Here is a 26,647-nt window from a genome sequence, read left to right as displayed (position 1 = left end):
TCATTCCCTGTCTTTGTTCAACAGCCGCCGGGTAGGCCGACCGCCGAGCAAGCCTTCCTGATCCGGCAGCATTTCGCCGATTTGCAGGCCGTTATCGTCGATGCGGTACAGACGCAGTTCATCGGAGTGGGCGCTGGCCCGAACCTTGACCACGGCCATGATGCGCAACAAGCGGCTCTGCACTTCGATGTAACGCTGGACGATGATGGCGTCGGTGAGAAATGCCGTGCCGTAAGGACTGAAACGCAGGTCGGTGTAGCGGTCCTCCAGCTCCGAGGTCAGCAATACACTGACGCCGATGCTGGTCAGCGCGGTGACCATGCGCGACAACGACTCGCGGAAGTCTTCGCGAAAGGTTGGGGCGAGGGCCAATTCGAAGCCCGACAGCGAATCGATGACCACGCGGGTCGCTTTCAGGCGGCTGATCTCGCTCAGCAGCAACTGCACGATCTCGTCGATGGACAGATCCGGCGCGCGACTGTCCACCAGGCCGACCTGACCGCTCTGGATCAGCGCCGCAAGGGTGGTGTTCTGCGAATGATTTGGCCGTTGTTCGAACACAGCGATCACGCCGGTTTCACCATTGCGCGCGCCTTCGGCCAGGAAAGTGGCTGCCAGAATGCTTTTGCCCGAGCCCGAGGGGCCGGCCACCAGCAAGGAGTAGCCACGGGGCAAGCCGCCGCCGAGCATTTCATCGAGTTGCGGCACGCCCATTTTCAGGCGCTTGATCGGGAACTCCAGCGGCGCTTCAACCGGGTTGATGGCGGCAGGTGCAAAGACCTTGATTCCCGACGTGGCGATGCGGAAGGTATGCAGCCCCGGCAGCGTTGGTTGGCCGCGCATCTTCATGATTTCCATCTTGCGCACCATGGAGTTGCGCTGAACGCTCTGGCGCAGCCAGATCAGGCCATCGGCGACAGTGAAAATCGGGTTGGTGTCGGTTTCAGTGAAATATTCGCCAATCAGGAAGGTCGTAGCCTGCCAAGTGGTCATCAACATGCCCAGCTGCTGAACAAACTGCGGCAGGTTGTTGTTCGGGTTGTCTTCAGTCTGACTGGCCAACACCACCGAACGGAATGAGTCGACAAACACCAACGCCGGGGCATGGGTCTCAACTTCGCTGACGATGCGTCGCAGCACCTGATCCAGATCCCCGGCCAAGGTGTCGTCGGCCAGATTGATGTAACGGATCGACTGGTTGATCGCTTCGCTGTCAAAAAAGTCGAACTGCTGCTGATAGCGCAGCATCTTCAACGGCGGCTCGCCCAACACGGTAAAAAAAAGCGCCGGACGTTCGGGCGTCGCCAGGGCGAACATCATTTGATGCGCCAGGGTGGTTTTGCCGCAGCCTGGGGGGCCGGCGATCATGTTGAACGAAAACTCCGGCAATCCTCCGCCGAGCACCTCGTCCAGTCCTGGCACGCCGGTGGCCAAGCGGTTGATAGTCACTTTGGTGCTCATGGCGAATTTTCCTGCGAAGGGGTGTCGCTCAAAGAAGGTTCCCACACGTCACGTAGTAAACGTGCGGTGAGCGAGGGCCCGATCAGCGTGGTCAGCAACTCGTAGAAAGTGGTCAATAACACTTCACCGAAAAACAAGGCATCGGCTTCGCTTTGCTCGACGAGTACAGACGTGAGGGCTGTCAAATCCATGCCGGCCTGCATTTTGTCGCAAGTGCCGGCCAGAGATGGATGAGTCGAGGCGCACAAGTGGAGGCTGCGGCGATAGAGCGCGGCAACCCCTTGCTGGCCAATGATGGGCGTTAGGGCTGCGTCCATATCCTGCAAGGTTGAAACGATCGCCTGAGCGGTCTTTGCAGTGTCAGCGTTGGGACCAGCACGGTGCGCCAGAGAAGCTACGATCTGACGGCTCTCTTCGCTTAGCGTGGACATGGCTAACTGATATCTGATGGACAGGTATCGATCGTACACCCAATGACGTGCCAACAAGTGATTTGCGCCAGCTTAATGGGCGGCATTGGATGACAAACAACAGCTTATCAATCAAAAGGCAAAAAAAAGCCCGCGGGAGGGCGGGCAAACCGTAGTTTCTTGAATGAGCGAGGGCAATGTACCGATTCAAGAGGCGCGCGGGGGTGAAGAAAAATTTATGCATATGAGCGTCCCTGCGCTGGCCCCTCTACGGCAAATGGTCGGCCGCAAAATCGGCCTCCGAGCGAGCCTGCAACCGGCCCTTGCGGCAGGCTTGCTGGAATCGCTCAAAGTCCTTTTCGTTCTGCTTGGCGTAGCTTTTGGCGTACTTGAGCAGCGCGTCGGCCAACGCATCGCTCTTGCCGATGTAACCGCTGATCTGCGCGGCCTGCCCTGACGCTTTGGCATGCGCGCGGGCGAGGGCCCGGCCGCAGACACGAGCGTAGGCGGCAAAAGTTGGTGCGTCGAAAGTCTCCAGTTCGGCCGAAATTTTCATGTCGCGCAACTGCCGCACATAGAAATGCCGACCGTTGGGGCCGGTGGTCCAGCCGAGGAACAGATCGCTGGCCGACTGCATCAACCGTTGACCTTCGACCACGCGCTGACCGTCATGCCGCACCTTTGAACGGGCTTTCACGTAGTCGGCCAGTACCGAGCGCCGCGCTTCCTTGAATTGCAGAAACAGCGGGAACTCCTGTTCATCGGTCAGCAACGCCACCAGGCAACGCGTGCCGACGCTGCCGACACCGACGACTTTGAACGCCAGGTCATGAACATGGAAACGTGACAGCAATGCGCGACGGTCGGCCTGTAACGTGCCTGGGTAGTCGCGCATAAACGTGTCATAGAGCGGCCGCCAGTCCGAGAGGCGTAGCCAGTCATCGTCGGCATCCAGCAGCGTGGTGTTTTTGTGCAGGTGGAAAATCTCCGGCAAGTCATCGCGAATGATCAGACGTCCCTGAGCATCACGCTCACTGATTTTCGGCAGCAGTTCGGCATGCGTCCGCCGTTCGGCTTTTTCGATGGCGCGCTCCACATGTTCCAGCGTGGCTTTATTCGCCTGTTTGAGCAGGTCGTCATAACTGATGGACTCGTACCAGGTTTCCAGTGCGCTTTGTTCGGCGCATTCGAGCATGGTCCTCTGGTAGGAAGCGACTACTTCGCGGCAGACGCTTTCTTCGACTGATTCGCCATGACGCAGGTCGCGCGCGGCCACGACAAAACTCGCCACCAGGCGTTTGAGGTCCCATTCCCACGGGCCCGGATGCACCTCGTCGAAATCATTGACGCTGAACAACAGGTTGCGTTCGGGCGTTGCAAAGCCACCGAAGTTCATCAGGTGGCAATCACCGCAGATCGGCGATACGAGGCCCATGTTCGAGGTCCCGGCCAGATCGTGAGCTTGCAGCAACGCATTGCCGCGATAGAAGGTGAAGGGCGAGACCAGCATGCGGCCGTAGCGTAATTCGACCAGGGAGCTGATTCGTCCTACGCTGGACGCCTTGATCAGCGGGAGTGGGTCGCGCTTGATTTTCCCGGTCTCGGCCTGAGCATTGCGTGGGCATTTCTTGCGAGCATCCTTGCCTTGCTTCAAGCGGTCATTGAGGGTGGTCATGGGGGCTCTTTGGTGGGGGTTGGGGCTTGTGGGGATTGAGTGTAGAAGGGCGAGGAGAATTCAACCGATGGTTTTCAGTGTGCTTGAATCATGCAGATAGAAAAGGTTTGCCAATCCAAGGACTCAACAGTAAGTTACATAAAGTGAAACCTTCTGTAGAGTCTTGGGTATGTATCCACACTCAAAATCCACCCAGCCAATGGGCCGGCTTCTCCAACAACTGACCCGTTTGGCCAGCGAAGAGCGCTACCTGTTCACTCCCGATGATCTCAGGGTGTTGGTGCCTGATATTTCCGAAGGTGCCTACAAAACCCTGTTGAGCCGCGCAGCTTCGGATGGCCACCTGACGCGTGTGTGTCGAGGACTTTACCTGTTCGAAGCGGCCAAGCCATCCAGCGGATTGGTATTGTTTCATGCGGCCGCCCGATTACGTGCCATGCAATTCAACTACATCAGCCTTGAAACGGCATTGAGCGATTGCGGCGTCATCTCTCAGATCCCCATTAACTGGATCAGCCTGATGTCTTCAGGTCGCAGCAGCACTATTTCATGCGGAAGCTGGGGCACCATAGAGTTCGTGCACACCCGCCAGAAACCTCAGGACCTGGTCGACCAGGTTCACTATGACGCACGTTGCCGCTTATGGCGGGCAACACCGCAACAGGCTTTGCGGGACATGAAGGCCGCTAAACGAAACATGGACTTGATCGACTGGAGCGTCGCCAATGAGTTTGTTTGATGAACTGGTAGATGAGGCACTTAAAAACAAGCAGGATCTGGCGCCGTTGCGGGTCGTGGTGGAAAAGGAATTGCTGCACCACGACATCATGCTCGCGCTGAGTTCTGCCGGCATGCTCACCAAACTGACCTTCATCGGCGGTACGTGCTTGCGGGCTTGCTATGGCTCGAACCGCTTGAGCGAAGATCTGGATTTCACGGGTGGCGCTGACTTCAATCGCGAGAGCCTGACCGAACTCGCTCGCGTTCTTGTCTCAACGCTAAAAGCCAAGTATGGCCTTGAGGTTGAAGTCGCAGAGCCGGTCCGCGAGGAGGGAAATGTCGATACGTGGAAGTTGAAAGTTCAAACCCGACCAGGGCGCAAGGATCTGCCTGCACAGCGCATCAACATTGATGTGTGTTCCATCCCGAGTTACCAGCCACAGCCCATGTTGTTGCTGAACCCGTATGGCGTCGACATGGGCACCAGTGGCCTGATTTTACAGGCAGAAACGCGTGAAGAAATTTACGCCGACAAAATTGTGGCTTTTGCGCTGCGTCCTAACCGAATCAAGAACCGGGATCTCTGGGATATGGTTTGGCTGCGTCAACAAGGTGTAACGCCGCAACTGGATTTGATCGGGAAGAAACTGAGTGATCATCACTGTAAGCAGGATGAGTTCTTGACCCTGTTCAAGTCGCGCTCGGAACTGCTCGATACTGATCGGAAAATAGTGCTCGAGTTTCGCAAGGAAATGAGTCGGTTCCTGCCGGGTGAGTTAGTCGCACAAACCGTCAATGAACCCGCTTTTTGGACGTTTTTAGTTGGGCATATACGTGAGTTGTATGTGACAACAGAGAAAGCATTAACTGGAGCTGAGAGCGTTCGGGGCGTTGGCTTCAAGATGTAAAGCCTTGCAGTCATGAAAAATGGGCGGCCTCTGAGGCCGCCCATTTTTTATGCCGAAACCTGCGCCTGCAATCGTCGCCCGACGACATCCATCAAATCGCAGCCGTCGCGCAGTGAAGTCACCAACACCCGCGCCAGTTCACTGTGCACACCCTCGCTGACGGCGAAGCTTTCCAGCAGTTGCGTCGCGGTGCGGATGCGGTACGCCGCGGTTTCGTGCAATACGTCCAGCGGTGCTTCGGTGTCGATCAGCAACGACGCGATGGTGCAGTCGATGCCGGTGACGGGCATGTATCGATCCATGACAAAACCTCCATTGGGTAAAAGAGTGCGACCACTTAGACGTGGCTGGCGGACGGAGCTTCGGACACGCCTTCAGGCGGGTCGAGGTTGTCCAGCGCTCGGTTTACCAACAGTTCGCCCAGCACCGCCAACTGCTGAATCGCCAGTGCCACGTTGCGATGTGAACCTTCGAGATCACAAGCCAGGTCGGTGGACATGACGTTGAGCGAGGCGAGGGTTTCGCAAGCGTGGGTGAGCAGGGTTGGTGTGTCGACGTCGGGGAGGATGGCGAAGACGTGGCTGATGGGGCTGGGGTGAGTCGGGTTGCGGAGGCGGGCGCTGATGGTGCGTTCGATGTCTCTGGAGAGATCCGATAAATCGGGAGATTCTGTTGCCGAGTCCGGTGGATTGGGGCTGTGTTTTTTCATGGTGCATCTCCGGTTTGATAAAGGAGCTGCCATGCCCTGCTGTCAAACAGGGAAGGGTGGCAGCCGTACGCGGGTTGACAGACCGGCAAACCAGAAACCGGTGCATCCGAAGATGCCCCACGCACAGCCGCCATGAAAAGAACTGCACGCGGGCAAGCATGCCGTTTAATCGGGAAGAGTGAAAGTTTCTGGTTGTCAGCCTGTCAAAGCCGTTCGCTGATTTGCAGCGACACCTGAAGGCTATCGTCGATGAGCAGCGCCCGCCAGTTCATGAAAGGCGATACGAGTTGCGGGAAATGTCCTAGGAGGGACTACACGCTTCCCTGGCTTTTGTTCGAGGGAGAATTAAAAAAGCCCGGCACTTGGGCGGGCTTCCTTATCAGAACCGTCAATTAACCTCGTTTAGCTTCCACTTCCATCATCACGAGGTTTTGCTGCTTGGTAGCTTCCGCCAGCACTTCGCTATAGATACGCTTTTTCCGCTCTGATTTGGCATTACGAATAAAGTCAGCAAATGAGCTCTTGGTGCCCTTAGTAAAACCTAGCTTGATCGACATCATGAGTGCGCTCCTGGCAACCCGGCGGTATCGGCTCCCCTGCCGAACGGGACTTGCACGACTCGAGGCGCGACCTCGGTGGCAGCCGTGCAGGCGTAAAAAATATGGCCATCAAGACGGCTACGATCCCGACGTTCATTGAGTCCTCCCAAAAAAAATAGGAGCGAGTGACTCTGGCGCAATACTTGAACCGATGAAAGGCTAATCAGCCGTGATCGTATAGCGTAAATGCCCGATCTACCCAAAGAACATGGAAGATTCGACCGAATCGAAACCCCACCATCGGCGCCATTCCAATTGCCCGGAAGGCTATCAGATGCACATCCTCTGTAACGACGAGTGGAATTGCAGGCTTGAGGGATGATCGATCAATGATTTCGTAGCCTAGACCATGTCTTGGCGCTTGTCTGAGCTGCTGCCAAGTGAGCTGGCTTAGGACGCGAATTTTGCCAAGCACGCCGCCGCGCTCTTCAGCAGAGCAGTCACTGACGCAATAGCCTTGCTGCAAATACTCAAACGAGAAAACCGGTGGCTTCAAGTCTGGATTGTCGGCAGGCTCTGAGCGACCTTTCAAAACCTGACTTTGCTTTAGCGCTCTATCCTTGAGATGCCCCATCAGCCCAACTCCTTATTTGACTAATCCCTTGAAGAATGTGCGCATCTCTTCCACTGGAATCTCAAGGCTCACAGCGCCAGGCTTGAAGTTGTTCTTCCATGGCGCTTCTTCATGAGTCAACTCTCGCAGACGCCATGCAGAATACTGACCATAAATCTGCTGGACTTCGTTTAGCAGATCCATTTGTTGCACAGAGAAAACGTTTGCATCGAAGTCGGTCGGGAAGGGAATGCTGCCACTGCCGTGCTGTTTATAGTGATGATAAACCGATGGAACTACCGGGCCATGAGTCCATGCCTCGATTTGTTCGTCAAAAAGAGGTCTGTCGAAGACTGCAAGATGAAACCCTTGTGCGTAATACACAAGTTTTTGAAGCTTCAGGTTCGACACAAGATCGCCTGCATCTTCATTCGCTTGGGCGAGAAAAAATTTCGCTGCGTCGATAGAGCTGGCCATATGACCTCCTGGTCAAAGTCCCGTGAATGAACGGGTATAGCATAGCGAAAGCTATGCGGTCGCTGATTATCCGCTTGACTTGGGTGAAGTCAATTGGCCGGACATGAGGCTAACCTTAATCTTTCGAATACTGTATGTAAATACAGTATTTTGCTTTCTGTGGGAGGGAGACGCAGGCGGCGCCAAACCTAAGCGCGGAACACCTCACTCAACCTCTCCGTGTGCTTGAAATGATGCTCCCACAGCCGCATACCTAACGCCCCCGGTTCGATCCAGCGATGAACCACCGTCAGATCCGTAATCGACGTCGGCTGCAATCCCGCATCAAACAGCGCAAACCCGGCTGCAGGCCGCACTTCTCCGCCTGTAAGCCGCACACCAACACGCGATCAACGTTCAGGCTTTCAAATAGTCGAGGGTTTCAACGCTCGGCGCGTATCAGTGTTCAATGAAGCCGCGATCTGCCGGGATCAAGCCGTGATCGTCCGAAAAGGGGGGGCATTCGAGTGGTTTTTCAAAAAGCGTCATGAATTTGTCGTGCCGTTCGTCGGCAACAACGCTCATCAGGACACCGATAATTCGCTCACTGCCATCGACGAGCCATTGCGACAGGTCGAAGCTTTGCTGGCCATCGATAATAAAAAGGGAAAGGTGCACGGCGTATGCTCCGCGCCAGACAAGTCTGTTGAACTCGCATGGCAATTGTATGACACCGTGTAGCTAATAAATGCCGCCAAATAAATGACTGAAAATTGACAGTGATTACCGTTCGGCGACAAGTCAGACAAAGTATTGACACCCTGTTTCTGATCTCCCATTATCGGCGGCGTTTTGATGGCCTTGCGCCATAAAGTCGGCGGAATTCAAGCACTCGTATCCGCTCTAATGTTCAGGGAGAGATTTCATGTTTGTTGAGCGAATACTGGTGACTGGCGGTGCTGGGTTTATTGGGTCGCACCTCGTAGAAGCGTTGCTGGGCAAGGGCTACAAGGTTCGAGTGCTGGATAACTTGTCGACCGGCAAGGTCAGCAATCTGCCGATGGATAATGCCAATCTGAACCTGGTTATCGGTGATGTCGCGGACGGTGCGGTAGTGGCACAAGCCATGCGCGATTGCGGCGCTGTGGTTCACCTGGCGGCGGTCGCCTCGGTGCAAGCGTCGGTTGATGATCCCGTCAGCACCCATCAAAGCAACTTCGTCGGCACTCTCAACGTGTGCGAAAGCATGGTGAAGGCCGGGATCAAGCGCGTGGTATTCGCGTCCAGCGCTGCCATCTACGGCAACAATGGCGAAGGCACGGCGATTCACGAAGACACGCCAAAATCCCCACTCACGCCGTATGCCAGCGACAAACTGGCGAGTGAGTATTACCTGGATTTCTATCGCCGCGAGCATGGCCTGGAACCGATGATTTTTCGGTTCTTCAACATCTTCGGCCCACGCCAGGATCCGTCATCGCCGTACTCCGGGGTCATCAGCATTTTTACCAAGCTGGCCTTGGCAGAGCAGTCGGTGGCGATTTTCGGCGACGGCGGCCAAACCCGCGATTTCGTTTATGTGCAGGACCTGGTGAGCATTCTCGTGCAATCGCTGGAAGTCAGCGAACCAAGCCCAGGCCCGGTCAATGTCGGCCTCAGCCGTTCCACTAGCCTCAACGACCTGATCACTGAATTGGGCGCCGCCACCGGCAACCCGTTGAAGGTGATTCATCACGCGCCACGTCAAGGCGACATTCGCCATTCGCGCGCCAACAACAGCCGCCTGCTCGAGCGCTTCAAGCTCCCGGAACCGACCGCCATCGGCAAAGGGCTGGTTCAGCTTATCCGCAGCCTGTAAGCCGGTCGGTTTCGCTGTCCGACATCCAAGCAGTATCGGTTCAGTCCATTCAAGAGTGAGTTATGGAAATCGTTTTTCGCAGGACGCGTGTCCGCGCGGCCGCTAAACGGCTGCTAGCCGCATTAGCATTGTTCGTGAGCGGGCCCGCCGTGCAGGCCGCCGCATTACCGCAACCCGCCAGCGTGGCTTTTTGGTACGCCGATCAACCGCCGATTTCCGAGCTGGCTCAGTTCGACTGGTCCGTGGTTGAGCCGGGGCATATGACCGTGGGCGACGTCAAAACCCTGCGCAAACTGGGCAGCCAGCCATTCGCCTATCTGTCGGTGGGCGAGTTCAGTGGCAGCAAGGCGGACATCGAAAAAGCACACCTCAGCGGCGCAGTCGGTCCTGTGCGCAACGGCGCGTGGGACAGTCAGGTAATGGACTTGTCAGCGGCGGCCTGGCGGGAGCATTTGTTCGCTCGCGCCAAGTCTTTGCAGACTGAGGGCTACGCCGGATTGTTCCTCGACACCCTCGACAGCTTCCAGTTGATGCCCGAGTCGTCGCGAGAAAAACAGCGTCTGGCACTCGCCAGTTTCCTGCGCGAACTGCACCAGCGCCAGCCGAGCCTGAAGCTGTTTTTCAACCGTGGATTTGAAGTATTGCCGGACCTGGACGGTGTGGCGTCTGCGGTGGCAATCGAGTCCATTCATGCCGGTTGGGACGCTGGCGCCAAGCGCTATCGCCCGGTGCCTGAAGCCGATCGCCAGTGGCTGGAAACCCAGATCAAACCGTTGCGCGCCAAAGGCATCCCGCTGGTCGCCATCGACTACTTGCCGCCAGAGCGCCGCGACGAAGCGCGCAAACTGGCCAAGCGTCTGCGCGCCGAGGGTTTCATTCCTTACATTGGCACGCCTGAGCTGGACTCGATGGGCATCAGCAGCATCGAAGTCCAGCCGCGCCGGATCGCACTGCTTTACGATCCGCGCGAAGGCGACCTGATCCGCAACGCCGGGCACACGTTGCTCGGCGGTCTGCTCGAATACCTCGGCTACCGCGTCGATTACCTGCCGGTGGACAACACACTGCCTGCGTATCGCTTCGGTGGTTTGTACGCAGGCGTCATCACCTGGATGACCAGCGGCCCGCCGCAGGACGCATCGGCTTTTAACAGCTGGATCGGCAAGCGTCTGGACGAACAGGTTCCGGTGGTGTTCTTTTCCGGCCTGCCGATTCAAGACACGTTGCTGCTCAAGCGCCTGGGCCTGAATCGCGCGGCGCCGATTGGCACTCAAGCGTTGAGCGTTACTTATCAGGACAAGGCGCTGATCGGTGCCTTCGAAGCACCGGTGCAGCCCAGATCCCGTGACCTGACCGCGATCTCCCTGCTGCCCAAAGGCCCGAAAGCCGCGTTGTTGCTGACCGCGGCAGACGGCCAGACATTCGCCCCGGTGGCGGTCGCTGAGTGGGGCGGTGTCGCCCTTGCGCCGTACATTCTGGAAACGAACAACGAACGCAGCCGCTGGATTCTCGACCCGTTCGCTTTCCTCCAGGCCAGCTTGCGTTTGCCGGTGCAGCCGCGTCCGGACACCACCACCGAAAACGGTCGCCGCATCGCCACCGTGCACATCGATGGCGATGGCTTCCCGTCGCGCGCCGAAGTGCGCGGCACGCCCTATGCCGGCAAGCAGGTGCTGGACGATTTCATCCGGCCCAATCCGTTTCTGACGTCGGTGTCGGTGATCGAAGGCGAGATCTCGCCGCGCGGAATGTTCCCGTTCCTCGCCCGCGAGCTGGAACCGATTGCCCGCGAATTGTTCGCCGACCCGAAAGTCGAGGTCGCCAGCCACACCTTCAGCCATCCGTTTTTCATGCAGCCGGAACAGGCCAAGAAACGCGAAAACTTCAATCCGGAATACGGTTTGAAAATGGCGATTCCGGGTTACGACAAAATCGATTTCCACCGCGAGATTTTTGGCTCGCGCGACTACATCAACCAGCAGCTCACCACCCCGGAAAAACCGGTGAAGATGGTGTTCTGGCCGGGCGATGCATTGCCGTCGGCGGCCACCATCAAGCTCGCTTACGACGCGGGACTGAAAAACGTCAACGGCGCCGAAACCATGCTGACCAAGGCCAACCCGTCGCTGACCGGTTTGAACCCGCTGCTGCGCCCCACTGAAGGTGGCTTGCAGTACTACGCGCCGATCATCAACGAGAACCTCTACACCAACTTGTGGAAAGGCCCGTACTACGGCTTTCGCGATGTGATCGACACCTTCGAACTCACCGACAGCCCACGGCGCTTGCGTGGCTTGCACCTGTATTACCACTTCTATTCGAGCACCAAGCAGGCCTCGATCAAGGCCATGGGCGATATCTACGGCTACATGAAAACCCAGCAACCGATGTCGCTGTGGATGAGCGACTACCTCGATCGTCTGCACGGTTTGTATCAATCCAGTCTGGCCCGTACCGCCGATGGCGACTGGCAGGTTCGCGGCATGGATGCGCTGCGTACCCTGCGCCTCGACCCGCAAATGGGCTGGCCGGACCTGCTGCGTTCGCAAGGCGTCGCGGGTGTTCGTGACTTGCCGCAAGGCCGCTATGTGGCGCTGAGCAGCGATCACGCATTGCTGGTATTGCGTCCCGACCGGGATGACAGACCGGCGCTGGAGGACGCCAATCTGCCGTTGCTGGATTGGACGTATGTGGATGCAAAGCAAGTGAACTTCTCGTTCGCCGGGCAGGTCGATCTGGCCTTCTCCGTGCGTTCGTCGAGCACCTGCCGGGTTGAAGTGGATGGGCAACATTTTGCAGGCAAGGCATCCGCCGGCCTGTGGACTTTTCAATTACCAATGAAGCAGGTGAGTCATGGTCAACTCTTCTGCATCTAACTCCTCAGTAACCAAAAGCAGCCGCCTGCTCAATCCTTGGGCATTGGCGGTGGTGGCGGTGGCCGTGGGCGGCCTTTTGTGGCTGACGTTCCAACGCGAAGAAGTGTTCCAGCCAGACGGCCGCGAGCCGGATGCGGTCTCGGCCAACTACGCCGAACTGCTGCTGGCGGCGCACCCGGACGACGACCGTCTGCGCTTGCAACTGGTCGATCTGTTGATTCGTCTCGGCGACTACGCCAAGGCACGCCAGCACCTTGAGAGTTGGCCGAAACCGGCACCTGAGTTGCAGGCCTATTACCGTCTGGAGCTGGATGCGCTGGAGGCGGCGAAAGCCAATGATCCGGTCGCGCAGAAAGCCTTGGTCGAGCGCCTGCAAAGCTTTGATCACCGGATGTTGGCACTGCCGCAATTGCAGAGTCTGGCCAAGTTGGCCCTGACACTGCAGGCCCCGGCGTTCGCAGCCAGCGTCTACGAAGAAATTGCCGATCGCGATCCGGCCCAGCGTACTGATTCGCTCAAGTCTGCTGCGCAGTGGTATCTGGCCGGTGAGCAACCGGGGCGCGCCGCCGACATTTACCTGCTGCTCAAGCAAGACAGCCAGGCGCCATCCGAGCGTCGTGAATACGCGCAACTGGCATTCAACAGTCTGTTGGCGGCGGGTCGTGGCGACCAGGCCTCGCGCGTGCTGGCTGAGGAGCTGGACCAGCTCAAGGATCCGCAAACTGATTCGGCTTGGCTGGAGCAGGGCGTCGACGTTGCCGTCGGCAGCAAGCGCTTCGATCTGGCCCAACGTTTTCTCGATCAGTGGCGCGTTTTGCAACCGGATAACCCGCAAATCCTGCGCAAGGAATTCAGCATGCGCCTGGCCCTCGGCGATCTGCCCGGTGCCTGGGAAAGCGGTCAGCAGCTGGTAGCTGAGCATCCGGATGACCAGGCGTTGCTTGAGCAAATGGCGCACCTGGGCGAATGGCGCGGTGACACTCCGGCAGCCCTGACCTACTGGATTCGTTTGCTGAAGCTGCACGAAGATCCGCAAACCCGTGAGCACGCCTGGCGACTGGCGAGCCAACAGTACGACTTCGATCAGTCGATCCCTTTGCTTGCCCAGATCATGGACCAGCGAGCGCTGACCGACGTCGAGCTCGATGCGCTGATCTACGGCCACGAATCGCGCGGCACACCGGCCCAGGCTGAAACCTGGTTGCACGCTTACCTGCACAAGTATCCGACCCATCGCCTGGCCTGGACGCGGTTGCTGCAAAACCTCGAAAGCACCGGGCAGTTCGCCGCAAAGGTCGAGGTCTACAAGAACTACTCGAAACGTTTTGCACTGACCACGACCGAGCGCGTCGATTGGGCCAACACCGACCTGAAGCTGTTTGATAACCAGGCGGCGTGGGAAGTGTTGCAGGTCGATAACAGCAAGATCACCGATGAAAGTTACTGGCGCTTGCGCGCAGCCCTGGCCTGGGACCTGGAACTCGACAACGAGCTGCAGGACTCCCTGGAAAAACTGCTCGCGATCAAGGGTTCGCTCAACAGTGGCGACGAGAGTCAGCTGATCACGCGGTATCGCACCAGCGATCCGAAACGAGCCCTGACCATGATGGTCGGCAGCTGGAACCGTGCGCATGATCCGCTGCGTCTGGTCGAAGCCTTGCAGCAGGCGCAAGAAATGCAGGACTGGCCGCAAGTGGTCGCGCTGCTCAAAGACGCCGAGCAATACCCGGAGGCCAACGAGCAAGCGCAAGTGCTGGCGGTACGCGGTGCATTGGCGGTGCAGCAGGGCAACGTCGATGAGGCGCAGCGTTTGTACCTCTCGGGCTTGTCACGTTTCCCGGATGAAAACCTGTTCCGCGAACGCCTGATGTGGCTCTACATCGATCAGGGCAACACCACCGCGCTCAAGCCATTGCTGACTGAATGGAAGCCGCAGGCGCGTCAGGATCGAATCCTTTGGCTGCCGTTCGCCAGTGCCAGTCAAATGCTGGGGCGCGATACCGAAGCCCTGGCCTGGTATCGCATGTACCTCAAGACCGCCCCGCAGGATTGGCTGGTCCGCGCGGCCTATGCCGATGCGCTGGAAAACGCCGGCTATCAGGATGCCGCACAACGGCTGCGCCTCAAGCTGTTGCGCAGTCCCGAGGGCGAAAACATTCAGCCTTCGTCCCAACGCTATGCGATCTGGTTGCGCTTGATGGCCAGCAGTTATTCGCCGGGCAAGGCACAGCAGGAAGTGGCGAAGTGGAAAGACGGCTCGCCGGCAATGCTGCAATTGTGGTTCGAGCGGTTGCTGGCGCGTCTCGACGCGACGAACCAGGAATCGCAGAAAGACCAATGGCTGGAGTGGGCGCGTAGCCAGGGCTTGAAAGTCCAGCGTTACGAAGAGATTCAGCAAGCCCTGCGCAGCCGCAACAAGGCACAGGTCGAAACGCTGCTGGCTAGCAGTGACCTGAATCCAGCGCAACGCGCCCAGGCACTGAGTCGCCTCGGTCGGTTCGACGAAGCCCTCGACCTCAGCCAGTCCGCGCTGGGTGACGATCAGCCGGCGGCCGTGCGTGACCAACTTCGCCGTCAGGCTGTTGAACTTCAGGAACTGACGCCACAAGGCGCGCAACTGTCCTGGCATCAACAGGATTTCGGTGGCCTGGATTACAGCGCGCCGGGTCTGCAGATTGCGCACAACCTGGGTGCTCAGTGGTACGCCAATCTTGAGCTGGAGAACGGCACTTACAACAGCAACCAGTTGATCGAGACGCGCATGGGCGATGAGCACAACGCTGCGCTGACCCTGCAACGTTCGGTCGAGGATGGCAGCTACAAACTGTTCGCCGACACCAGTCAGCGCAAGGACGACGACCGCAATGGCCTGGGCCTGTCCCGGACCTGGCAGTTGAGCGCCAGCGACCAGGTCGAAACCGGTCTGGACTGGCATCGCAAAAGCGAAGACAGCGGCCTGATGCGCGCTTTCGGCCAGCACGACAGCGTGTGGGTCGGCGGCCGTCACGGGCTCTCGGCGCGGGATCAGATCAGTTGGGAAGTGGCACAGAAATCGTTCTCCACCCGTGCGGGCGATTCCCTGGGCAACGGCCAGGAACTGAAGATGGAATACAACCACACGCTGGAATTCGCCGGCCCCAACTGGACCGTGCGCAGCGGTATCGATTATCAGCACAACAACGTCAAGGACCGCACCCTGGATTACCTGTCCAGCGCCAACGGCGGCCCGGTGAAAAGTGTTGATAACTCGGACGATCCTACCGTCGTGACGGCTGACGATCTGCTGCAAAGCCGTTATGGCCAACTGTACGTCGGCAGCTCATGGCGTCGCGGTTTGCCGGGCGCACTGGTGCGCACTCGCCCGCAATACACCTGGCTGGTGGACGTGACGGCAGGCTGGCAATGGCTGGATCAAACCTTCAACTACGGCATCAACACCGGGCTCGGCGTCGAAGTGTTGGGCGGTGACGAATTGGCCCTTACCGTCGGCTACCAATCCGCGCCTCAAGGCGGGAACGGTCAGGCGGGCGGAACACTGGGTGTGAGCTACGGCGTGCGATTCGGACGCTGATCATGAAATGTTTACAGGAGAAAAACTGATGCAAGCGATTCGTAATCTGAGCCTGGCTCTGGCAGTCCTGTTTGTCGCCGGTTGCGCCAGCTTCACCGGCGACACCAGCCCGAATCTTCCGCGTAATGCGAAGTGGGGCACCGTGCCGATGATCAACTATTCGCAAACCCCGCAAGCTGGCGAGCGCGCCGAGCAAATCCTGCTCAGCGTACTCAGCAGCCACGGTCTGCAACCACGGGTTTACCCGGTCAGCACCCAAGGCGAACAAGCGCTGATGGACGACAACGAACGTCTGGCCGGTGCGCTCGATTGGGCGCGCGACCAGAAGCTTGATTATGTCGTCGCCGGCAGCGTCGAAGAGTGGCAATACAAGAACGGCCTGGACGGCGAACCGGCGGTGGGCATCAGCCTGCGCGTGCTTGAAGCCAGCAGCGGTCGTGTGCTCTGGAGCAAAAGTGGCGCACGTGCGGGCTGGTCCCGTGAAAGCCTCGCCGGCACCGCGCAAACGGTGCTCGACAAACTTGTTGGCGCCCTTCGGTTCGAGTGAATGCAATGAATTCTCCCCACATGGATTACAGCCTCGCGCCGCGTGCCAGCGGCCCGGTGTCTTGGCTGGAAACGCTTTTGGTAACGGGCGGCGCCATCGGCCTGGGCTTGTGGCTGACCCCGCAAGACCCGCTGCAGATGCACAGCGGTTTCCCTTGGCCGGTGCTGGCGCCGCTGCTGTTGGGCGTGCGTTATGGATTTGTGCGCGGCTTGCTCAGCGCCAGCCTGCTGGTGATGGCGTTGTTCGCACTGCGCTACATCGGGCATGAAGCCTACGCACAGCTTGATCCGTCCTTTATTGTCGGCGTACTGGTCAGCGGCATGCTCGTGGGCGAGGTTCGCGATCTGTGGGAGCGGCGCTTGCAGCGCCTGCAGATGGCCAACGATTACCGTCAGTATCGTCTCGACGAGTTCACCCGCGCGCACCAGATTTTGCGCGTCTCCCACGACCTGCTGGAGCAGCGCGTGGCGGGCAGTGATCAAAGCTTGCGCAGCTCCTTGCTGGGTTTGCGCGAGAAGTTGCGGGTGATGCCGGACGAAGGTGATGCACTGGCCGCGCTGGCCGATCCGATCGTCGCCATGCTGGGCCAATACGGCGCGCTGCGCGTGGCCGGGTTGTATCGCGTGGACGAGCGCGAAGAAAACGTCTTGCCCGAAGCACTGGCGACGATAGGCGTCATGGGGCCTTTGGGCACCGAAGACGGGCTGGTCAAGCTGTGCCTGGAACGTGGTGAACTGGTCAGCGTGCGTCAGGAACTGATCGATGCCGGCAGCTCGGCACAGTTCTCGTCGTTGCAGGCCTGCATTCCGCTGATCGATGCCGAAGGTCGTCTGCTGGCGATCCTGGCGGTTCGGCAGATGCCGTTCTTCGCCTTCCAGGATCGCACATTGAGCCTGTTGGCGTTGCTCGCCGGGCACATCGCCGACCTGCTGCGCCGCGATCCGCAAGTGCTGCAACTGGCCGACGCCGATGCGCAGCAGTTCACGTTGCAGCTCAAGCGTTCGCTGGTCGATGTCGAGCAGCACAAATTGGCGGCCGGTCTTTTCGCCTTTGAAATGACCCGTCCCAACGAAGAGCTGACGCGTCTGTTCGAACGCAGCCAGCGTGGCCTCGATCTGCAATTGCCACTGCGCAACAACCGCGATCATCAGCTGTTGCTGGTGCTGCTGCCGTTGACCAGTCCGCAAGGCACCGAAGGCTATCTGGCGCGCATGAACCTGATGCTGCACGAACACTTTGGCATTGAAAGCAGCCTGGAAAACCTTGGCGTTCGCGTGCTGCCGTTCAACCTGGAGCCTGGCTGTGAACGCAACGGGCTGCGTAATTTCCTGTTCAACGAGTGTGGCCTGAATGATCAGCAAGTGGCTGTTTAGCGGAGCCTTGTTGTTAGAGGCGGGCAGTTGGGCCAGTTTGTGGCTCGCGGCGCCCGAGTTACAACAATTGCTGGTGTTCACCCTCAGTCACGGCCTGGCGTGCGTCATGTTGTGCGCCGCCGTGTGGCTGTTGCTGCCGGCGCGCTACCGTTCGCCGCTGCCGTGGAGCCCGCTGTTTATCTTCAGCCTGGCGTTCTTCGTGCCGGTGCTTGGCGCAGTCGGCGTGGTGGCGGCAATCTTCCCGGCGCTGTACCTGCCGCGCAAACGCGACAAGCAAGCGTGGCAAGCGGTGGGCATCCCGAAACTGCCATACCGGGCTCAGTTGCAACTGCACTCGCCGATTTTTGCCGACGGCGGTTTGCAGGACGTGCTGCGTCATGCGCCCGATCCGGATCAGCGCCTGTCCGCCCTGTTGGCGACTCGTCGCATGCCTGGCAAAGAAGCCGTGCCGATTCTCAAACTGGCCCTGGCCGACCCGAGCGACGATGTGCGCCTGCTGGCTTATTCGATGCTCGACAAACAGGAAAGCGACATCAACCTGCACATCCAGATCGCCCTCGGCGAACTGGTCGACGCCACTGCCAAAGCAGCGGGCGCGCTGCACGGCAGGCTGGCGCGCTGGTACTGGGAGTTGGCGTATCTGGGGCTGGCGCAAGGCAGCGTGCTAGACCACGTACTTGCCCAGGCCAGCGAACATGCCGAGCTTGGCCTGGCAGCGGGCGAGGGCGGTGAGCTGTTCTTGCTGGCCGGGCGCATCGCGCTGGAGCGCGGTGACGTCGAGCGCGCCGAAGTGCTGTTGAGCCTGGCCCAGGAAAACGGTATGGGCGCGGCACAAGTGCTGCCGTTTCGTGCGGAGCTGGCGTTCGAGTCCGGTCGTTATCACGAAATTCCCGGCTTGCTCGCACGCCTTCCCGAGGAAACCCGTCAGCGGCCACCGTTCGCCGCATTGGTCAGGAGCTGGACATGATGCACAAGGAACAGGCACCGGTTGCCGACATCTGTCTGCTGCTCGAAGGCACTTGGCCTTACGTGCGCGGCGGCGTTTCCAGCTGGATTCACCAGATGATTCTCGGCCTGCCGGAACTGACCTTTTCGGTGATGTTCATCGGCGGCCAGCGTCAGGCGTATCCGTCCCGTCGCTACGACGTGCCGGCCAACGTGCTGCACATCGAAGAAGTGTTCCTCGAAGATGCGACGCATCCGACCAACACACTGGGCGATCCGCGTGAGGCTGACTCGCAGCAATTGCAGGATTTGTATCGCTTCCTGCATCACCCGGACGCGCCAGACCCGGCGCTGGGCGAACGCTTGCTCGATTGCATCGCCCAGGGCCGCATGACCCTCGACGACGTGCTGCGCAGCCGCGCCAGTTGGGAGTCTTTGAGCGAAGGCTATCGCCAGCATTGTGCCGACCCCTCGTTCGTCAATTATTTCTGGACCCTGCGCGCGATGCAGTCGCCGTTGCTGATGCTCGCCGAAGCCGCGCAACGGATGCCGAAAGCGCGGGTGCTGCACTCGATTTCCACCGGGTATGCGGGCTTCCTCGGCTGCATCCTCAAGCAACGCTGGAACTGCACTTACTTGCTCAGCGAGCACGGGATCTACACCAAGGAACGCAAGATCGACCTGGCCCAGGCCAGCTGGATCGCCGAGAGTTCCGGCCAGGCGCTGAACCGCAGCCTCGATGCCGGCTCGGGTTACATCCGAACCTTGTGGGTGCGTTTTTTCGAACGCATTGGCCAGCTGACGTACAACAGCGCCGACAACATCATCGCGCTCTACGACGGCAACCGTCAGCGGCAAATCAAGGACGGCGCCATCCCCGCCCGTACCCAAGTCATTCCCAACGGCATCGATCTGCCGGTGTGGACCGCGGCCCTGGAATCGCGCGCCGAGGGTATTGCGCCAGTGGTCGGCCTGATTGGCCGTGTGGTGCCGATCAAGGACGTCAAAACCTTTCTGCGAGCGATGCGCGGCGTGATCAGCACCATGCCGAACGCCGAAGGCTGGATCGTCGGCCCGGAAGAAGAAGACCCGGAATACGTCAGCGAATGCCGCAGCCTGATGGCCAGTCTGGGCCTGGAGGGCAAGGTGCATTTCCTCGGCTTCCAGCGCATCCAGGAGATCCTGCCTAAGCTCGGGTTGATGGTCCTGACCTCGATCAGTGAAGCGCAGCCGCTGGTGATCCTTGAAGCCTGGGCCGCCGGTACGCCGGTGGTCAGCAGCGACGTCGGTTCGTGCCGCGAGCTGATCGAAGGCGGTAGCGCCGAAGACCGTGACCTGGGGCACGCCGGTAAAGTGGTGGCGATTGCCGATCCACAAGCCACCAGCGCAGCAATCCTTGAACTGTTGCGCAGCCCGTCACGCTGGCAGGCCGCCCAGGCCAGCGGCTTGTTGCGGGTTACCCGTTATTACACCGAAGCCTTGATGCTGCAGCGTTACCGCGATCTGTATCAAGCCGCCATGGAGAACAGCTAAATGGCCGGTATTGGCTTTGAACTGCGAAAAATCCTTTCGCGCGATTCCTACACCGCAACGTTGCACGCCTACGTCTACGCCGGGCTGATCAGTTCCGGCCCGTGGGTGTTGTCGATCATCAGCGTGATGCTGGTGGGCATCATCAGCATCGGCTTGTTGCTGCCGAATGCGTTGGTCGGGCAATTCCTGGTGACGGTGACGTACCTGATGGCCACCTCGTTGATCCTGACGGGTGGCTTGCAGTTGTTCTTCACCCGTTTCGTGTCCGACCGCTTGTTCGAGCACAAGTACGACCAGATCCTGCCCAACCTGTTGGGCGTGTTGTTGATGGTTACCCTGGGCGCCGGCGTGCTGGGGATCATCGTCCTGGGCCTGTTGTTCGATCAGCCGCTGATCTACCGCGTGCTGGTGCTGGCCAACTTCGTGGTGCTGTGCAACTTGTGGCTGGTGATCATCTTCCTCTCGGGGATGAAGGCCTATAACCGCATCCTGCTGGTGATGCTGGTGGGTTACACGCTGATGGTCGCGAGCGCCTACGTGCTGAGCTTCCTGCAGATGCCGGGCTTGCTGCTGGCGTTGTTGATCGGGCACAGCACGCTGCTGTTCCTGTTCCTCTACGACATCCTGCGCGAGTACCGCGCCGAGAAACTGATCGCCTTCGATTTCCTCGAGCGGCGCAACGTTTTTCTCAGCCTGCTGGCCACGGGGTTCTTCTACAACCTGGGGATCTGGATCGACAAATTCATGTTCTGGTTCAACCCCGGAACCTCCAACGAAATTGTCGGCCCGCTGCGCGCCTCGATCCTTTACGACTTGCCGATCTTCCTCGCGTACCTGGCGATCATCCCCGGCATGGCGGTCTTCCTGGTGCGCATCGAGACCGATTTTGCCGAGTGGTATGACCGTCTGTTCCGGGCCATCCGCGAAGGCGAAACCCTGCAACACATCGGCCAGCTGAAAACCGAAATGACCTTGTCGATCCGTCAGGGTTTGCTGGAAATCTGCAAGGTGCAAGGGCTGACGGCGGTGCTGTTGTTCCTGTTTGCGCCTCGACTGCTGGACTGGCTGGGCATCTCCAGTTATTACCTGCCGCTGTTTTATATCGACCTGATCGGTGTGAGCATCCAGGTGGTGTTCATGGCCTTACTCAACGTGTTCTTCTACCTCGACAAACGCACCGTAGTGCTCGAACTGTGCGTGCTGTTTGCGGTGTTGAACGCAATGCTGACGCTGTTCAGCATGTACCTGGGCCCAAGCTTCTTCGGGTACGGGTTTACGCTGTCGTTGCTGATCTGTGTATTGCTGGGTTTACACAGGCTTTCAACGGCGCTGGAGGATCTGGAGTACGACACGTTTATGTTGTCGCGCTGACGGATTTTCAGGCATGAAAAAAGGCACTGGCGATAAATTGTCCAGTGCCTTTTTTTGTTTGACTGTGGCCTGCTCGCGATAGCTGTAGTTCAGTCAATAAATAAGGTGACTGTCAGGCCGCCATCGCGAGCAGGCTTGCTCCCACCGGTGATCGCCGGTGAATACAAAATCTGGGTCCGGCAACGATCCAGTGTAGGAGTGAGCCTGCTCGCGATAGCGGTGGGTCGGTTGAAATCCATGTGACAGTCAGGCCGCCATCGCGAGCAAGCTCGCTCCCACAGTGATCGCCGGTGAATACAAAAGCTGTGTCCGACAACGATCCCATGTGGGAGTGAGCTTGCTCGCGATAGCGGTAGTTCAGTCAATAAATAAGGTGACAGTCAGACCGCCATCGCCAGCAGGCTCGCTCCCACCGGTGATCGCCAGTGAATACAAATGCTGTGTCCGACAACAATCCAGTGTGGGAGCGGGCTTGCTCGCGATAGCGGTAGTTCAGTCAATAAATAAGGTGACTGTCAGGCCGCCATCGCGAGCAAGCCCGCTCCCACCGGTGATCGCCGGTGAATACAAAATCTGGGTCCGACATCGATCCAGTGTGGGAGTGAGCCTGCTCGCGATAGCTGTAGTTCAGTCAATAAATAAGGTGACTGTCAGACCGCCTTCGCGAGCAAGCTTGCTCCCACAGGTGATCGGCGGTGAATACCAAAGCTGTGTCCGGCGACGATCCAGTGTGGGAGTGAGCTTGCTCGCGATAGCGGTAGTTCATTCAATAAATAAGGTGACTGTCAGGCCGCGATCGCCAGCAGGCTGGCTCCCACAGGTGATCGGCGGTGAATACCAAAGCTGTGTCCGGCGACGATCCAGTGTGGGAGTGAGCCTGCTCGCGATAGCGGTAGTTCAGTCAATAAATAAGGTGACTGGCAGGCCGCCATCGCGGGCAAGCCCGCTCCCACAGGGATTAGCAGTGTGGCGCGGGTTTTGGCAGTTCGACGTTATCGAGCATTCGGTTCACGGCCAGTTCGGCCAGCATGACGATTTGCTGAATTGCCATTGCTGTGTGTCGGTGCGGGCCTTCCAGGTAGCCGGCGAAGTCGCTGGCCATGACACTGGCCTGGGCCAGCGACTCGCAGGTGTGGGCCAGCAGGTCTTCGTCTTTGATGTCCGGCGCAATCAGGAACATGGTGCTGGGTTTGCGGTTGGCCGGTGATTTGAGGGCGGCGGGGTTCAGGTAGTGATCCAGCGCGCGTTCGGCCGCGTCGTTGAATTTTTTGGAGTCGGCGGATTCGTAGGGAGAGACGTCGTCCGCGGCAGGCGGGTTTGGTGTTTCTTTGATCATGGTAAAGCTCCTAAAAAAATTGGAGCTGCCACTTTCGTTTCCAAGCGAGTGGGTGGCAGCTGTGTGAGGGCTGGAAAACCGAGGTAGGAGCTAACCCTTGGCAGACCCGAAGGTCTCCCGCACACAGCCGCCATAACATAGAACTGCGGGCTGAAAAAAACGCCGCAGTATGTCATGTGGACTACTGATTAGCTCTATTCCTCGGGTTTCCAGGCCCGGTCGCTGATGCGCAGCGACCGACAAAGCCTATCCACTCCGCTTCCTACCCAACAACCGCCGCGACTTGTCGGAAACATCTCCGAAAACCGGAGCGTCTGTAGGATCAGTGCGAGATTTTTTGTTTAAAAGACAATTCAAACAGCATCAGATACCGACGTGGGCACCCTGCAACGGCTACTCGGCATCAAGCCGCCAATAGCGTTCAGGGGAGCCTATATCGGCGCGCTTGGAGGCTCCGAATAGCGGAAGTTGACTCCGATAGGCGCCCACAGCGTGGGCTTTCTTTTTTGCACTTGAGGTCGGAAATTGAACGGCGCTCATTTTTAGTCCAGCCTGCCTCCAGGTCGCGAGCCGAGTCAGGACCAGGCCCGGAAGCTGTCGATAGATAGCCTCCTCATAGACGAACCAGTTCATCGGCCGGTCAGTGGCTCCATCCTCTTCGTACGGTTGCGCAAGCAGAAACGCTTCGCGCACCGCCAAGCAAGCATTGCTCGTCAGCAGATGGTCGGGGTGGGAAAGGCCCATGGGCATGAGAACGGTTCCGCCCCGTTGCTCAAGGATTGTTTTTAGCGACGATACGAGGTCAGTCGTTTGATAACCGCGACCGTACTGGCCGTCCCAGAAGTTGAGCCATGTGCCTTTCGCACCGAGTCTGCGCATCGACTCCGCATCTTCATCACGTCGCGCAAGCACGGCCTGATACCCACTACTAAAACCTGTTGCTCTGTCCCATGCCGGGGTCGCTATTTCAGGATCAGGCACGCCAGCAAATACTGTAATGACAAGAGCGTCTCGACTTTCAGCCAAAAGGCAGCCGCAACTGAAGACAGCATCATCTAAATGTGGGGAGATTACGGTGATGTGTTGCGGGATTGGCAAACGCATTGAATTCCGTCTCCCGACAGTAAAATCGGTGCCTCTCCTCAGGTATAGCCAAGTTTAAATATCAGGCGCGCAAGGGAGCGTCGAAAACGCTTCGGCTTCTGGAAAAAATCATGCTTTTAAGAGTGCGTATTATTAGCGACTGACGACTTCGGGTTTCAGTAATACCGGGTAGCCCACATACAACAAAACCCACACTAGGCGGGTTTTGTTTTGCTTCGTATCTGGTGAGCCTGGCTACGTTGAATTTATTCGTCTTAATAGAGCTGAGGCACGATGAGTTCCGGTGGCGTCGGATTGCGGGAGTAGTCTTCCTGACGCACGCGTTTTGGCAGTTCGATTACCGGTAGCTCCACCTCTTCGTAAGGCATTTGCCCGAGCAGATGATGGATGCAGTTGAGTCGGGCTTTTTTCTTGTCGTCGGCTTGCACCACCCACCATGGCGCTTCGGCGATGTGGGTGCGTTCGAGCATGATTTCCTTGGCCTTGGTATAAGCCTCCCAACGTCGACGGGACTCAAGATCCATGGGGCTGAGTTTCCACTGTTTGAGCGGGTCGTGAATGCGACTGAGAAAGCGCAGGTTCTGTTCCTGGTCGGAAATGGAGAACCAGTATTTGATCAGCTGAATACCGGAACGGGCGAGCATCCGTTCAAACTCTGGCACCGTGCGAAAAAACTCTTCGTACTGATCGTCATTGCAAAACCCCATGACCTTTTCGACCCCGGCGCGGTTGTACCAGCTGCGGTCGAATAACACGATTTCACCCGCTGCCGGCAGGTGCGAGACGTAGCGCTGGAAATACCATTGAGTACGTTCGCGATCATTGGGCGCAGGCAGGGCCGCGACACGGCATACCCGAGGATTGAGTCGTTGGGTGATGCGCTTGATGACACCACCTTTGCCGGCTGCATCGCGTCCTTCGAACAGGATCACCACTTTGTGGCCGGTCTTGACCACCCAACTTTGCAACTTCACCAGTTCGCCTTGCAGGCGGAACAGTTCGCTGAAGTAGAGTCGTCGGGCTTCCTTCTCGCTTCCGTCCTCGGCGTGTTCATCAAACAGCGCATTCAGGTCATGTCCGTCTTCGGATAATTCCAGTTCCAGCTCTTCGTCACTGTGATCGAGCAGCTCGCGGTGGATGCGCTGTATCAAGGTGTCCTGGGTTGAAGGCATGGTGAGAACTCACGTCGTGGGTGGCCGCGCAAATGCTATTCATAATTTGTGACGAGGCGGTGACGAGCGTTGGTGTTTCATCCGGTTTACTGGTTGATTAAGCGACTATGCAGGATGATCGCCGCAACATTGGCGATAATTTTCAGATGGACGTGGCTGTAAAAACGACGGATCTGGTACAGACTGTTCAATACCCTATCCATGTATTACGCGGCGTAGTGAGGAAGTGACGCTCTTAACGCTAGCCTCAGGTGAGTGTATTGACTCTGCGGGCGTTACTTCTGCTCTTTCGATATGCAGTCAGTGAAGGCACAATGCGCATCCTTTTTTGACTGGCCTTGCCGGAGGCCTCGAAATGATCAAAACGCCGTACTACCTCATCGACAAACAAAAGCTGCTGAAGAACATGCAGACGATTGCGTATGTCCGCGAACAGTCTGGGGCCAAGGCCCTGTTGGCGCTCAAGTGCTTCGCCACCTGGTCGGTGTTCGACTTGATGCAGCAATACATGGACGGCACCACGTCGTCGTCGCTCTATGAGCTCAAGCTTGGTCGGCAGAAGTTCGAAGGCGAGACTCACGCCTACAGCGTCGCCTGGGCTGACGACGAGATCGAGGAGATGCTCGACAACAGCGACAAGATCATCTTCAACTCCATCAGCCAACTGCAACGCTTTGCCGAGCGTTCCGAAGGCAAAGTCCGCGGCCTGCGCGTCAACCCGCAAGTCAGCAGCTCTGACTATCTGCTGGCCGACCCGGCGCGTCCGTTCAGCCGTCTGGGCGAGTGGGACCCGGTGAAGATCGAAGGCGTCATCGATCAGATCTCCGGCTTCATGTTCCACAACAACTGCGAGAACAGCGACTTCGGCCTGTTCGACAAAATGCTCTGCACTATCGAAGAACGCTTCGGTGAGCTGTTGCACAAGGTCAACTGGGTCAGCCTGGGCGGCGGTATTCACTTCACCGGTGAAGGCTATGCGCTCGACGCGTTCTGCGCGCGGCTCAAGGCGTTCTCGCAAAAATACGGCGTCCAGGTCTACCTGGAGCCGGGCGAAGCGGCGATCACCAACAGCGCCTCGCTGGAAGTGACCGTTCTCGACACGCTGTACAACGGCAAGCACCTGGCGGTGGTGGACAGCTCCATCGAAGCCCATCTGCTTGACCTGCTGATTTATCGCCTCAACGCCAAGCTCGCGCCGAGCGAGGGTGATCACACCTACATGGTGTGCGGCAAGTCGTGCCTGGCCGGAGACATCTTCGGTGAGTATCAATTTGATCGTCCGCTGGCCATCGGTGATCGGCTTTCATTCGTCGATACAGCGGGCTACACCATGGTCAAGAAGAACTGGTTTAACGGCCTGAAAATGCCATCCATCGTGGTGAAACAACTCGACGGTACAGTCGAAGTGGTTCGCGAATTTGGTTTTGAAGACTACCTGTCCAGCCTTTCGTAAAGCGGACATATAAAGGA

General features: G+C 58.3%; 23 protein-coding genes. 11 read left to right on the top strand and 12 right to left on the bottom strand.

Features of this window, described 5'->3' with window-relative positions; translation table 11 throughout:
• The 3 genes from HNR03_RS20630 to HNR03_RS20620 all read right to left on the bottom strand — a co-directional run bounded on the left by HNR03_RS20630 (nt 1) and on the right by HNR03_RS20620 (nt 3,546).
• Nucleotides 1-1,461, bottom strand: a complete 1,461-nt coding sequence (locus HNR03_RS20630; RefSeq protein ID WP_259155500.1) for an ATPase domain-containing protein — start codon at nt 1,459-1,461, stop codon at nt 1-3.
• The gene (locus tag HNR03_RS20625; RefSeq protein WP_259155499.1) at nt 1,458-1,949 is read right to left on the bottom strand and encodes a hypothetical protein; all 492 of its coding nucleotides are present in this window, start codon (nt 1,947-1,949) and stop codon (nt 1,458-1,460) included. The genes HNR03_RS20630 and HNR03_RS20625 overlap by 4 nt, the downstream gene beginning before the upstream one ends.
• 190 nt (nt 1,950-2,139) lie before the next feature.
• Entirely contained in the window at nt 2,140-3,546 is a 1,407-nt protein-coding gene (locus tag HNR03_RS20620; protein ID WP_259155497.1) for a DUF2252 domain-containing protein, read from the bottom strand.
• A 169-nt stretch (nt 3,547-3,715) separates the two neighbouring features.
• Here HNR03_RS20620 and abiEi point away from each other — a divergent pair, with 169 nt between their 5' ends.
• Nucleotides 3,716-4,285, top strand: coding sequence for a type IV toxin-antitoxin system AbiEi family antitoxin (gene abiEi, locus HNR03_RS20615; protein ID WP_259155496.1), 570 nt, complete (start codon nt 3,716-3,718; stop codon nt 4,283-4,285).
• Nucleotides 4,272-5,174, top strand: a complete 903-nt coding sequence (locus HNR03_RS20610) for a nucleotidyl transferase AbiEii/AbiGii toxin family protein (RefSeq protein WP_259155495.1) — start codon at nt 4,272-4,274, stop codon at nt 5,172-5,174. Before abiEi ends, HNR03_RS20610 begins: the two co-directional genes overlap by 14 nt.
• 47 nt (nt 5,175-5,221) lie before the next feature.
• On the opposite strand, the gene HNR03_RS20605 is transcribed toward HNR03_RS20610, so the two are convergent.
• From HNR03_RS20605 to HNR03_RS31955, 6 genes are all read right to left on the bottom strand, one after another.
• Nucleotides 5,222-5,476, bottom strand: coding sequence for a hypothetical protein (locus tag HNR03_RS20605; protein ID WP_090175784.1), 255 nt, complete (start codon nt 5,474-5,476; stop codon nt 5,222-5,224).
• Nucleotides 5,477-5,511: 35 nt separating this feature from the next.
• The gene (locus tag HNR03_RS20600; protein WP_259155494.1) at nt 5,512-5,883 is read right to left on the bottom strand and encodes a DUF6124 family protein; all 372 of its coding nucleotides are present in this window, start codon (nt 5,881-5,883) and stop codon (nt 5,512-5,514) included.
• Between the two features lie 392 nt (nt 5,884-6,275).
• Entirely contained in the window at nt 6,276-6,443 is a 168-nt protein-coding gene (locus tag HNR03_RS20595; protein WP_259155493.1) for a hypothetical protein, read from the bottom strand.
• 202 nt (nt 6,444-6,645) lie between these two features.
• Nucleotides 6,646-7,056: a hypothetical protein gene (locus HNR03_RS20590; RefSeq protein WP_259155491.1), complete on the bottom strand. Its 411-nt coding sequence runs from the start codon at nt 7,054-7,056 to the stop codon at nt 6,646-6,648.
• 12 nt (nt 7,057-7,068) lie between these two features.
• A complete protein-coding gene (locus tag HNR03_RS20585) occupies nt 7,069-7,512 on the bottom strand; it encodes a Panacea domain-containing protein (protein WP_259155490.1) in 444 nt (147 codons plus the stop codon).
• Between the two features lie 438 nt (nt 7,513-7,950).
• The gene (locus HNR03_RS31955; protein ID WP_405046065.1) at nt 7,951-8,169 is read right to left on the bottom strand and encodes a hypothetical protein; all 219 of its coding nucleotides are present in this window, start codon (nt 8,167-8,169) and stop codon (nt 7,951-7,953) included.
• Nucleotides 8,170-8,416: 247 nt separating this feature from the next.
• On the opposite strand from HNR03_RS31955, the gene HNR03_RS20575 reads away from it, so the two are divergent.
• The 8 genes from HNR03_RS20575 (at nt 8,417) to pelG (ending at nt 21,565) form a co-directional block, all read left to right on the top strand.
• Nucleotides 8,417-9,349 carry an NAD-dependent epimerase/dehydratase family protein gene (locus HNR03_RS20575; protein ID WP_259155489.1) on the top strand — a complete coding sequence of 311 codons (933 nt, stop codon included), beginning with the start codon at nt 8,417-8,419 and terminating at the stop codon, nt 9,347-9,349.
• A 62-nt stretch (nt 9,350-9,411) separates the two neighbouring features.
• A complete protein-coding gene (locus tag HNR03_RS20570; protein WP_259155488.1) occupies nt 9,412-12,225 on the top strand; it encodes a bifunctional glycoside hydrolase 114/ polysaccharide deacetylase family protein in 2,814 nt (937 codons plus the stop codon).
• Complete coding sequence (locus tag HNR03_RS20565; RefSeq protein ID WP_259155487.1) at nt 12,203-15,796, top strand: tetratricopeptide repeat protein; 3,594 nt, start codon at nt 12,203-12,205, stop codon at nt 15,794-15,796. Before HNR03_RS20570 ends, HNR03_RS20565 begins: the two co-directional genes overlap by 23 nt.
• A 28-nt stretch (nt 15,797-15,824) precedes the next feature.
• Nucleotides 15,825-16,343 (top strand): penicillin-binding protein activator LpoB, encoded by a 519-nt coding sequence (locus HNR03_RS20560; RefSeq protein ID WP_222589693.1) that lies wholly within the window; start codon nt 15,825-15,827, stop codon nt 16,341-16,343.
• A 5-nt stretch (nt 16,344-16,348) separates the two neighbouring features.
• The gene (locus HNR03_RS20555; RefSeq protein ID WP_259155485.1) at nt 16,349-17,716 is read left to right on the top strand and encodes a PelD GGDEF domain-containing protein; all 1,368 of its coding nucleotides are present in this window, start codon (nt 16,349-16,351) and stop codon (nt 17,714-17,716) included.
• A complete protein-coding gene (locus HNR03_RS20550; RefSeq protein WP_222589694.1) occupies nt 17,694-18,683 on the top strand; it encodes a HEAT repeat domain-containing protein in 990 nt (329 codons plus the stop codon). Before HNR03_RS20555 ends, HNR03_RS20550 begins: the two co-directional genes overlap by 23 nt.
• Nucleotides 18,680-20,194 carry a GT4 family glycosyltransferase PelF gene (gene pelF, locus HNR03_RS20545; RefSeq protein ID WP_259155484.1) on the top strand — a complete coding sequence of 505 codons (1,515 nt, stop codon included), beginning with the start codon at nt 18,680-18,682 and terminating at the stop codon, nt 20,192-20,194. Before HNR03_RS20550 ends, pelF begins: the two co-directional genes overlap by 4 nt.
• Entirely contained in the window at nt 20,195-21,565 is a 1,371-nt protein-coding gene (pelG, locus tag HNR03_RS20540) for an exopolysaccharide Pel transporter PelG (protein WP_222589696.1), read from the top strand.
• A gap of 958 nt (nt 21,566-22,523) precedes the next feature.
• Here the strand turns inward: pelG and HNR03_RS20535 are convergent.
• The 3 genes from HNR03_RS20535 to ppk2 all read right to left on the bottom strand — a co-directional run bounded on the left by HNR03_RS20535 (nt 22,524) and on the right by ppk2 (nt 25,177).
• The gene (locus HNR03_RS20535; RefSeq protein WP_259155483.1) at nt 22,524-22,901 is read right to left on the bottom strand and encodes a DUF6124 family protein; all 378 of its coding nucleotides are present in this window, start codon (nt 22,899-22,901) and stop codon (nt 22,524-22,526) included.
• A gap of 393 nt (nt 22,902-23,294) precedes the next feature.
• On the bottom strand, nt 23,295-24,005 hold the full coding sequence (locus tag HNR03_RS20530) for a PIG-L family deacetylase (RefSeq protein WP_259155482.1): 711 nt from the start codon (nt 24,003-24,005) through the stop codon (nt 23,295-23,297).
• Between the two features lie 254 nt (nt 24,006-24,259).
• Nucleotides 24,260-25,177, bottom strand: a complete 918-nt coding sequence (gene ppk2, locus HNR03_RS20525; RefSeq protein ID WP_222589699.1) for a polyphosphate kinase 2 — start codon at nt 25,175-25,177, stop codon at nt 24,260-24,262.
• A 355-nt stretch (nt 25,178-25,532) separates the two neighbouring features.
• Here ppk2 and HNR03_RS20520 point away from each other — a divergent pair, with 355 nt between their 5' ends.
• Nucleotides 25,533-26,630 carry a carboxynorspermidine decarboxylase gene (locus HNR03_RS20520; RefSeq protein WP_259155481.1) on the top strand — a complete coding sequence of 366 codons (1,098 nt, stop codon included), beginning with the start codon at nt 25,533-25,535 and terminating at the stop codon, nt 26,628-26,630.
• Nucleotides 26,631-26,647: the final 17 nt, after the last annotated feature.

Source organism: Pseudomonas sp. JAI111 (genome assembly GCF_024809425.1).
In the GTDB taxonomy this organism is placed as follows: domain Bacteria; phylum Pseudomonadota; class Gammaproteobacteria; order Pseudomonadales; family Pseudomonadaceae; genus Aquipseudomonas.
Note: the sequence above shows the minus strand (reverse complement) of the source record. Positions and strands in the feature narration are given on the sequence as shown.

Excerpts from the sequence above, each read along its gene's own strand:
- HNR03_RS20575 (WP_259155489.1), top strand. The coding sequence starts at position 8,417 with ATGTTTGTTGAGCGAATACTGGTGACTGGCGGTGCTGGGTTTATTGGG.
- HNR03_RS20555 (WP_259155485.1), top strand. The coding sequence starts at position 16,349 with ATGAATTCTCCCCACATGGATTACAGCCTCGCGCCGCGTGCCAGCGGC.
- HNR03_RS20530 (WP_259155482.1), bottom strand. The coding sequence starts at position 24,005 with ATGCGTTTGCCAATCCCGCAACACATCACCGTAATCTCCCCACATTTA.
- HNR03_RS20550 (WP_222589694.1), top strand. The coding sequence starts at position 17,694 with ATGATCAGCAAGTGGCTGTTTAGCGGAGCCTTGTTGTTAGAGGCGGGC.
- ppk2 (WP_222589699.1), bottom strand. The coding sequence starts at position 25,177 with ATGCCTTCAACCCAGGACACCTTGATACAGCGCATCCACCGCGAGCTG.
- HNR03_RS20620 (WP_259155497.1), bottom strand. The coding sequence starts at position 3,546 with ATGACCACCCTCAATGACCGCTTGAAGCAAGGCAAGGATGCTCGCAAG.
- HNR03_RS20595 (WP_259155493.1), bottom strand. The coding sequence starts at position 6,443 with ATGATGTCGATCAAGCTAGGTTTTACTAAGGGCACCAAGAGCTCATTT.
- HNR03_RS20610 (WP_259155495.1), top strand. The coding sequence starts at position 4,272 with ATGAGTTTGTTTGATGAACTGGTAGATGAGGCACTTAAAAACAAGCAG.
- pelF (WP_259155484.1), top strand. The coding sequence starts at position 18,680 with ATGATGCACAAGGAACAGGCACCGGTTGCCGACATCTGTCTGCTGCTC.
- HNR03_RS20520 (WP_259155481.1), top strand. The coding sequence starts at position 25,533 with ATGATCAAAACGCCGTACTACCTCATCGACAAACAAAAGCTGCTGAAG.
- HNR03_RS20600 (WP_259155494.1), bottom strand. The coding sequence starts at position 5,883 with ATGAAAAAACACAGCCCCAATCCACCGGACTCGGCAACAGAATCTCCC.
- pelG (WP_222589696.1), top strand. The coding sequence starts at position 20,195 with ATGGCCGGTATTGGCTTTGAACTGCGAAAAATCCTTTCGCGCGATTCC.
- HNR03_RS20565 (WP_259155487.1), top strand. The coding sequence starts at position 12,203 with ATGGTCAACTCTTCTGCATCTAACTCCTCAGTAACCAAAAGCAGCCGC.
- HNR03_RS20560 (WP_222589693.1), top strand. The coding sequence starts at position 15,825 with ATGCAAGCGATTCGTAATCTGAGCCTGGCTCTGGCAGTCCTGTTTGTC.
- HNR03_RS20535 (WP_259155483.1), bottom strand. The coding sequence starts at position 22,901 with ATGATCAAAGAAACACCAAACCCGCCTGCCGCGGACGACGTCTCTCCC.
- HNR03_RS20605 (WP_090175784.1), bottom strand. The coding sequence starts at position 5,476 with ATGGATCGATACATGCCCGTCACCGGCATCGACTGCACCATCGCGTCG.
- HNR03_RS20590 (WP_259155491.1), bottom strand. The coding sequence starts at position 7,056 with ATGGGGCATCTCAAGGATAGAGCGCTAAAGCAAAGTCAGGTTTTGAAA.
- abiEi (WP_259155496.1), top strand. The coding sequence starts at position 3,716 with ATGTATCCACACTCAAAATCCACCCAGCCAATGGGCCGGCTTCTCCAA.
- HNR03_RS20585 (WP_259155490.1), bottom strand. The coding sequence starts at position 7,512 with ATGGCCAGCTCTATCGACGCAGCGAAATTTTTTCTCGCCCAAGCGAAT.
- HNR03_RS20570 (WP_259155488.1), top strand. The coding sequence starts at position 9,412 with ATGGAAATCGTTTTTCGCAGGACGCGTGTCCGCGCGGCCGCTAAACGG.
- HNR03_RS20630 (WP_259155500.1), bottom strand. The coding sequence starts at position 1,461 with ATGAGCACCAAAGTGACTATCAACCGCTTGGCCACCGGCGTGCCAGGA.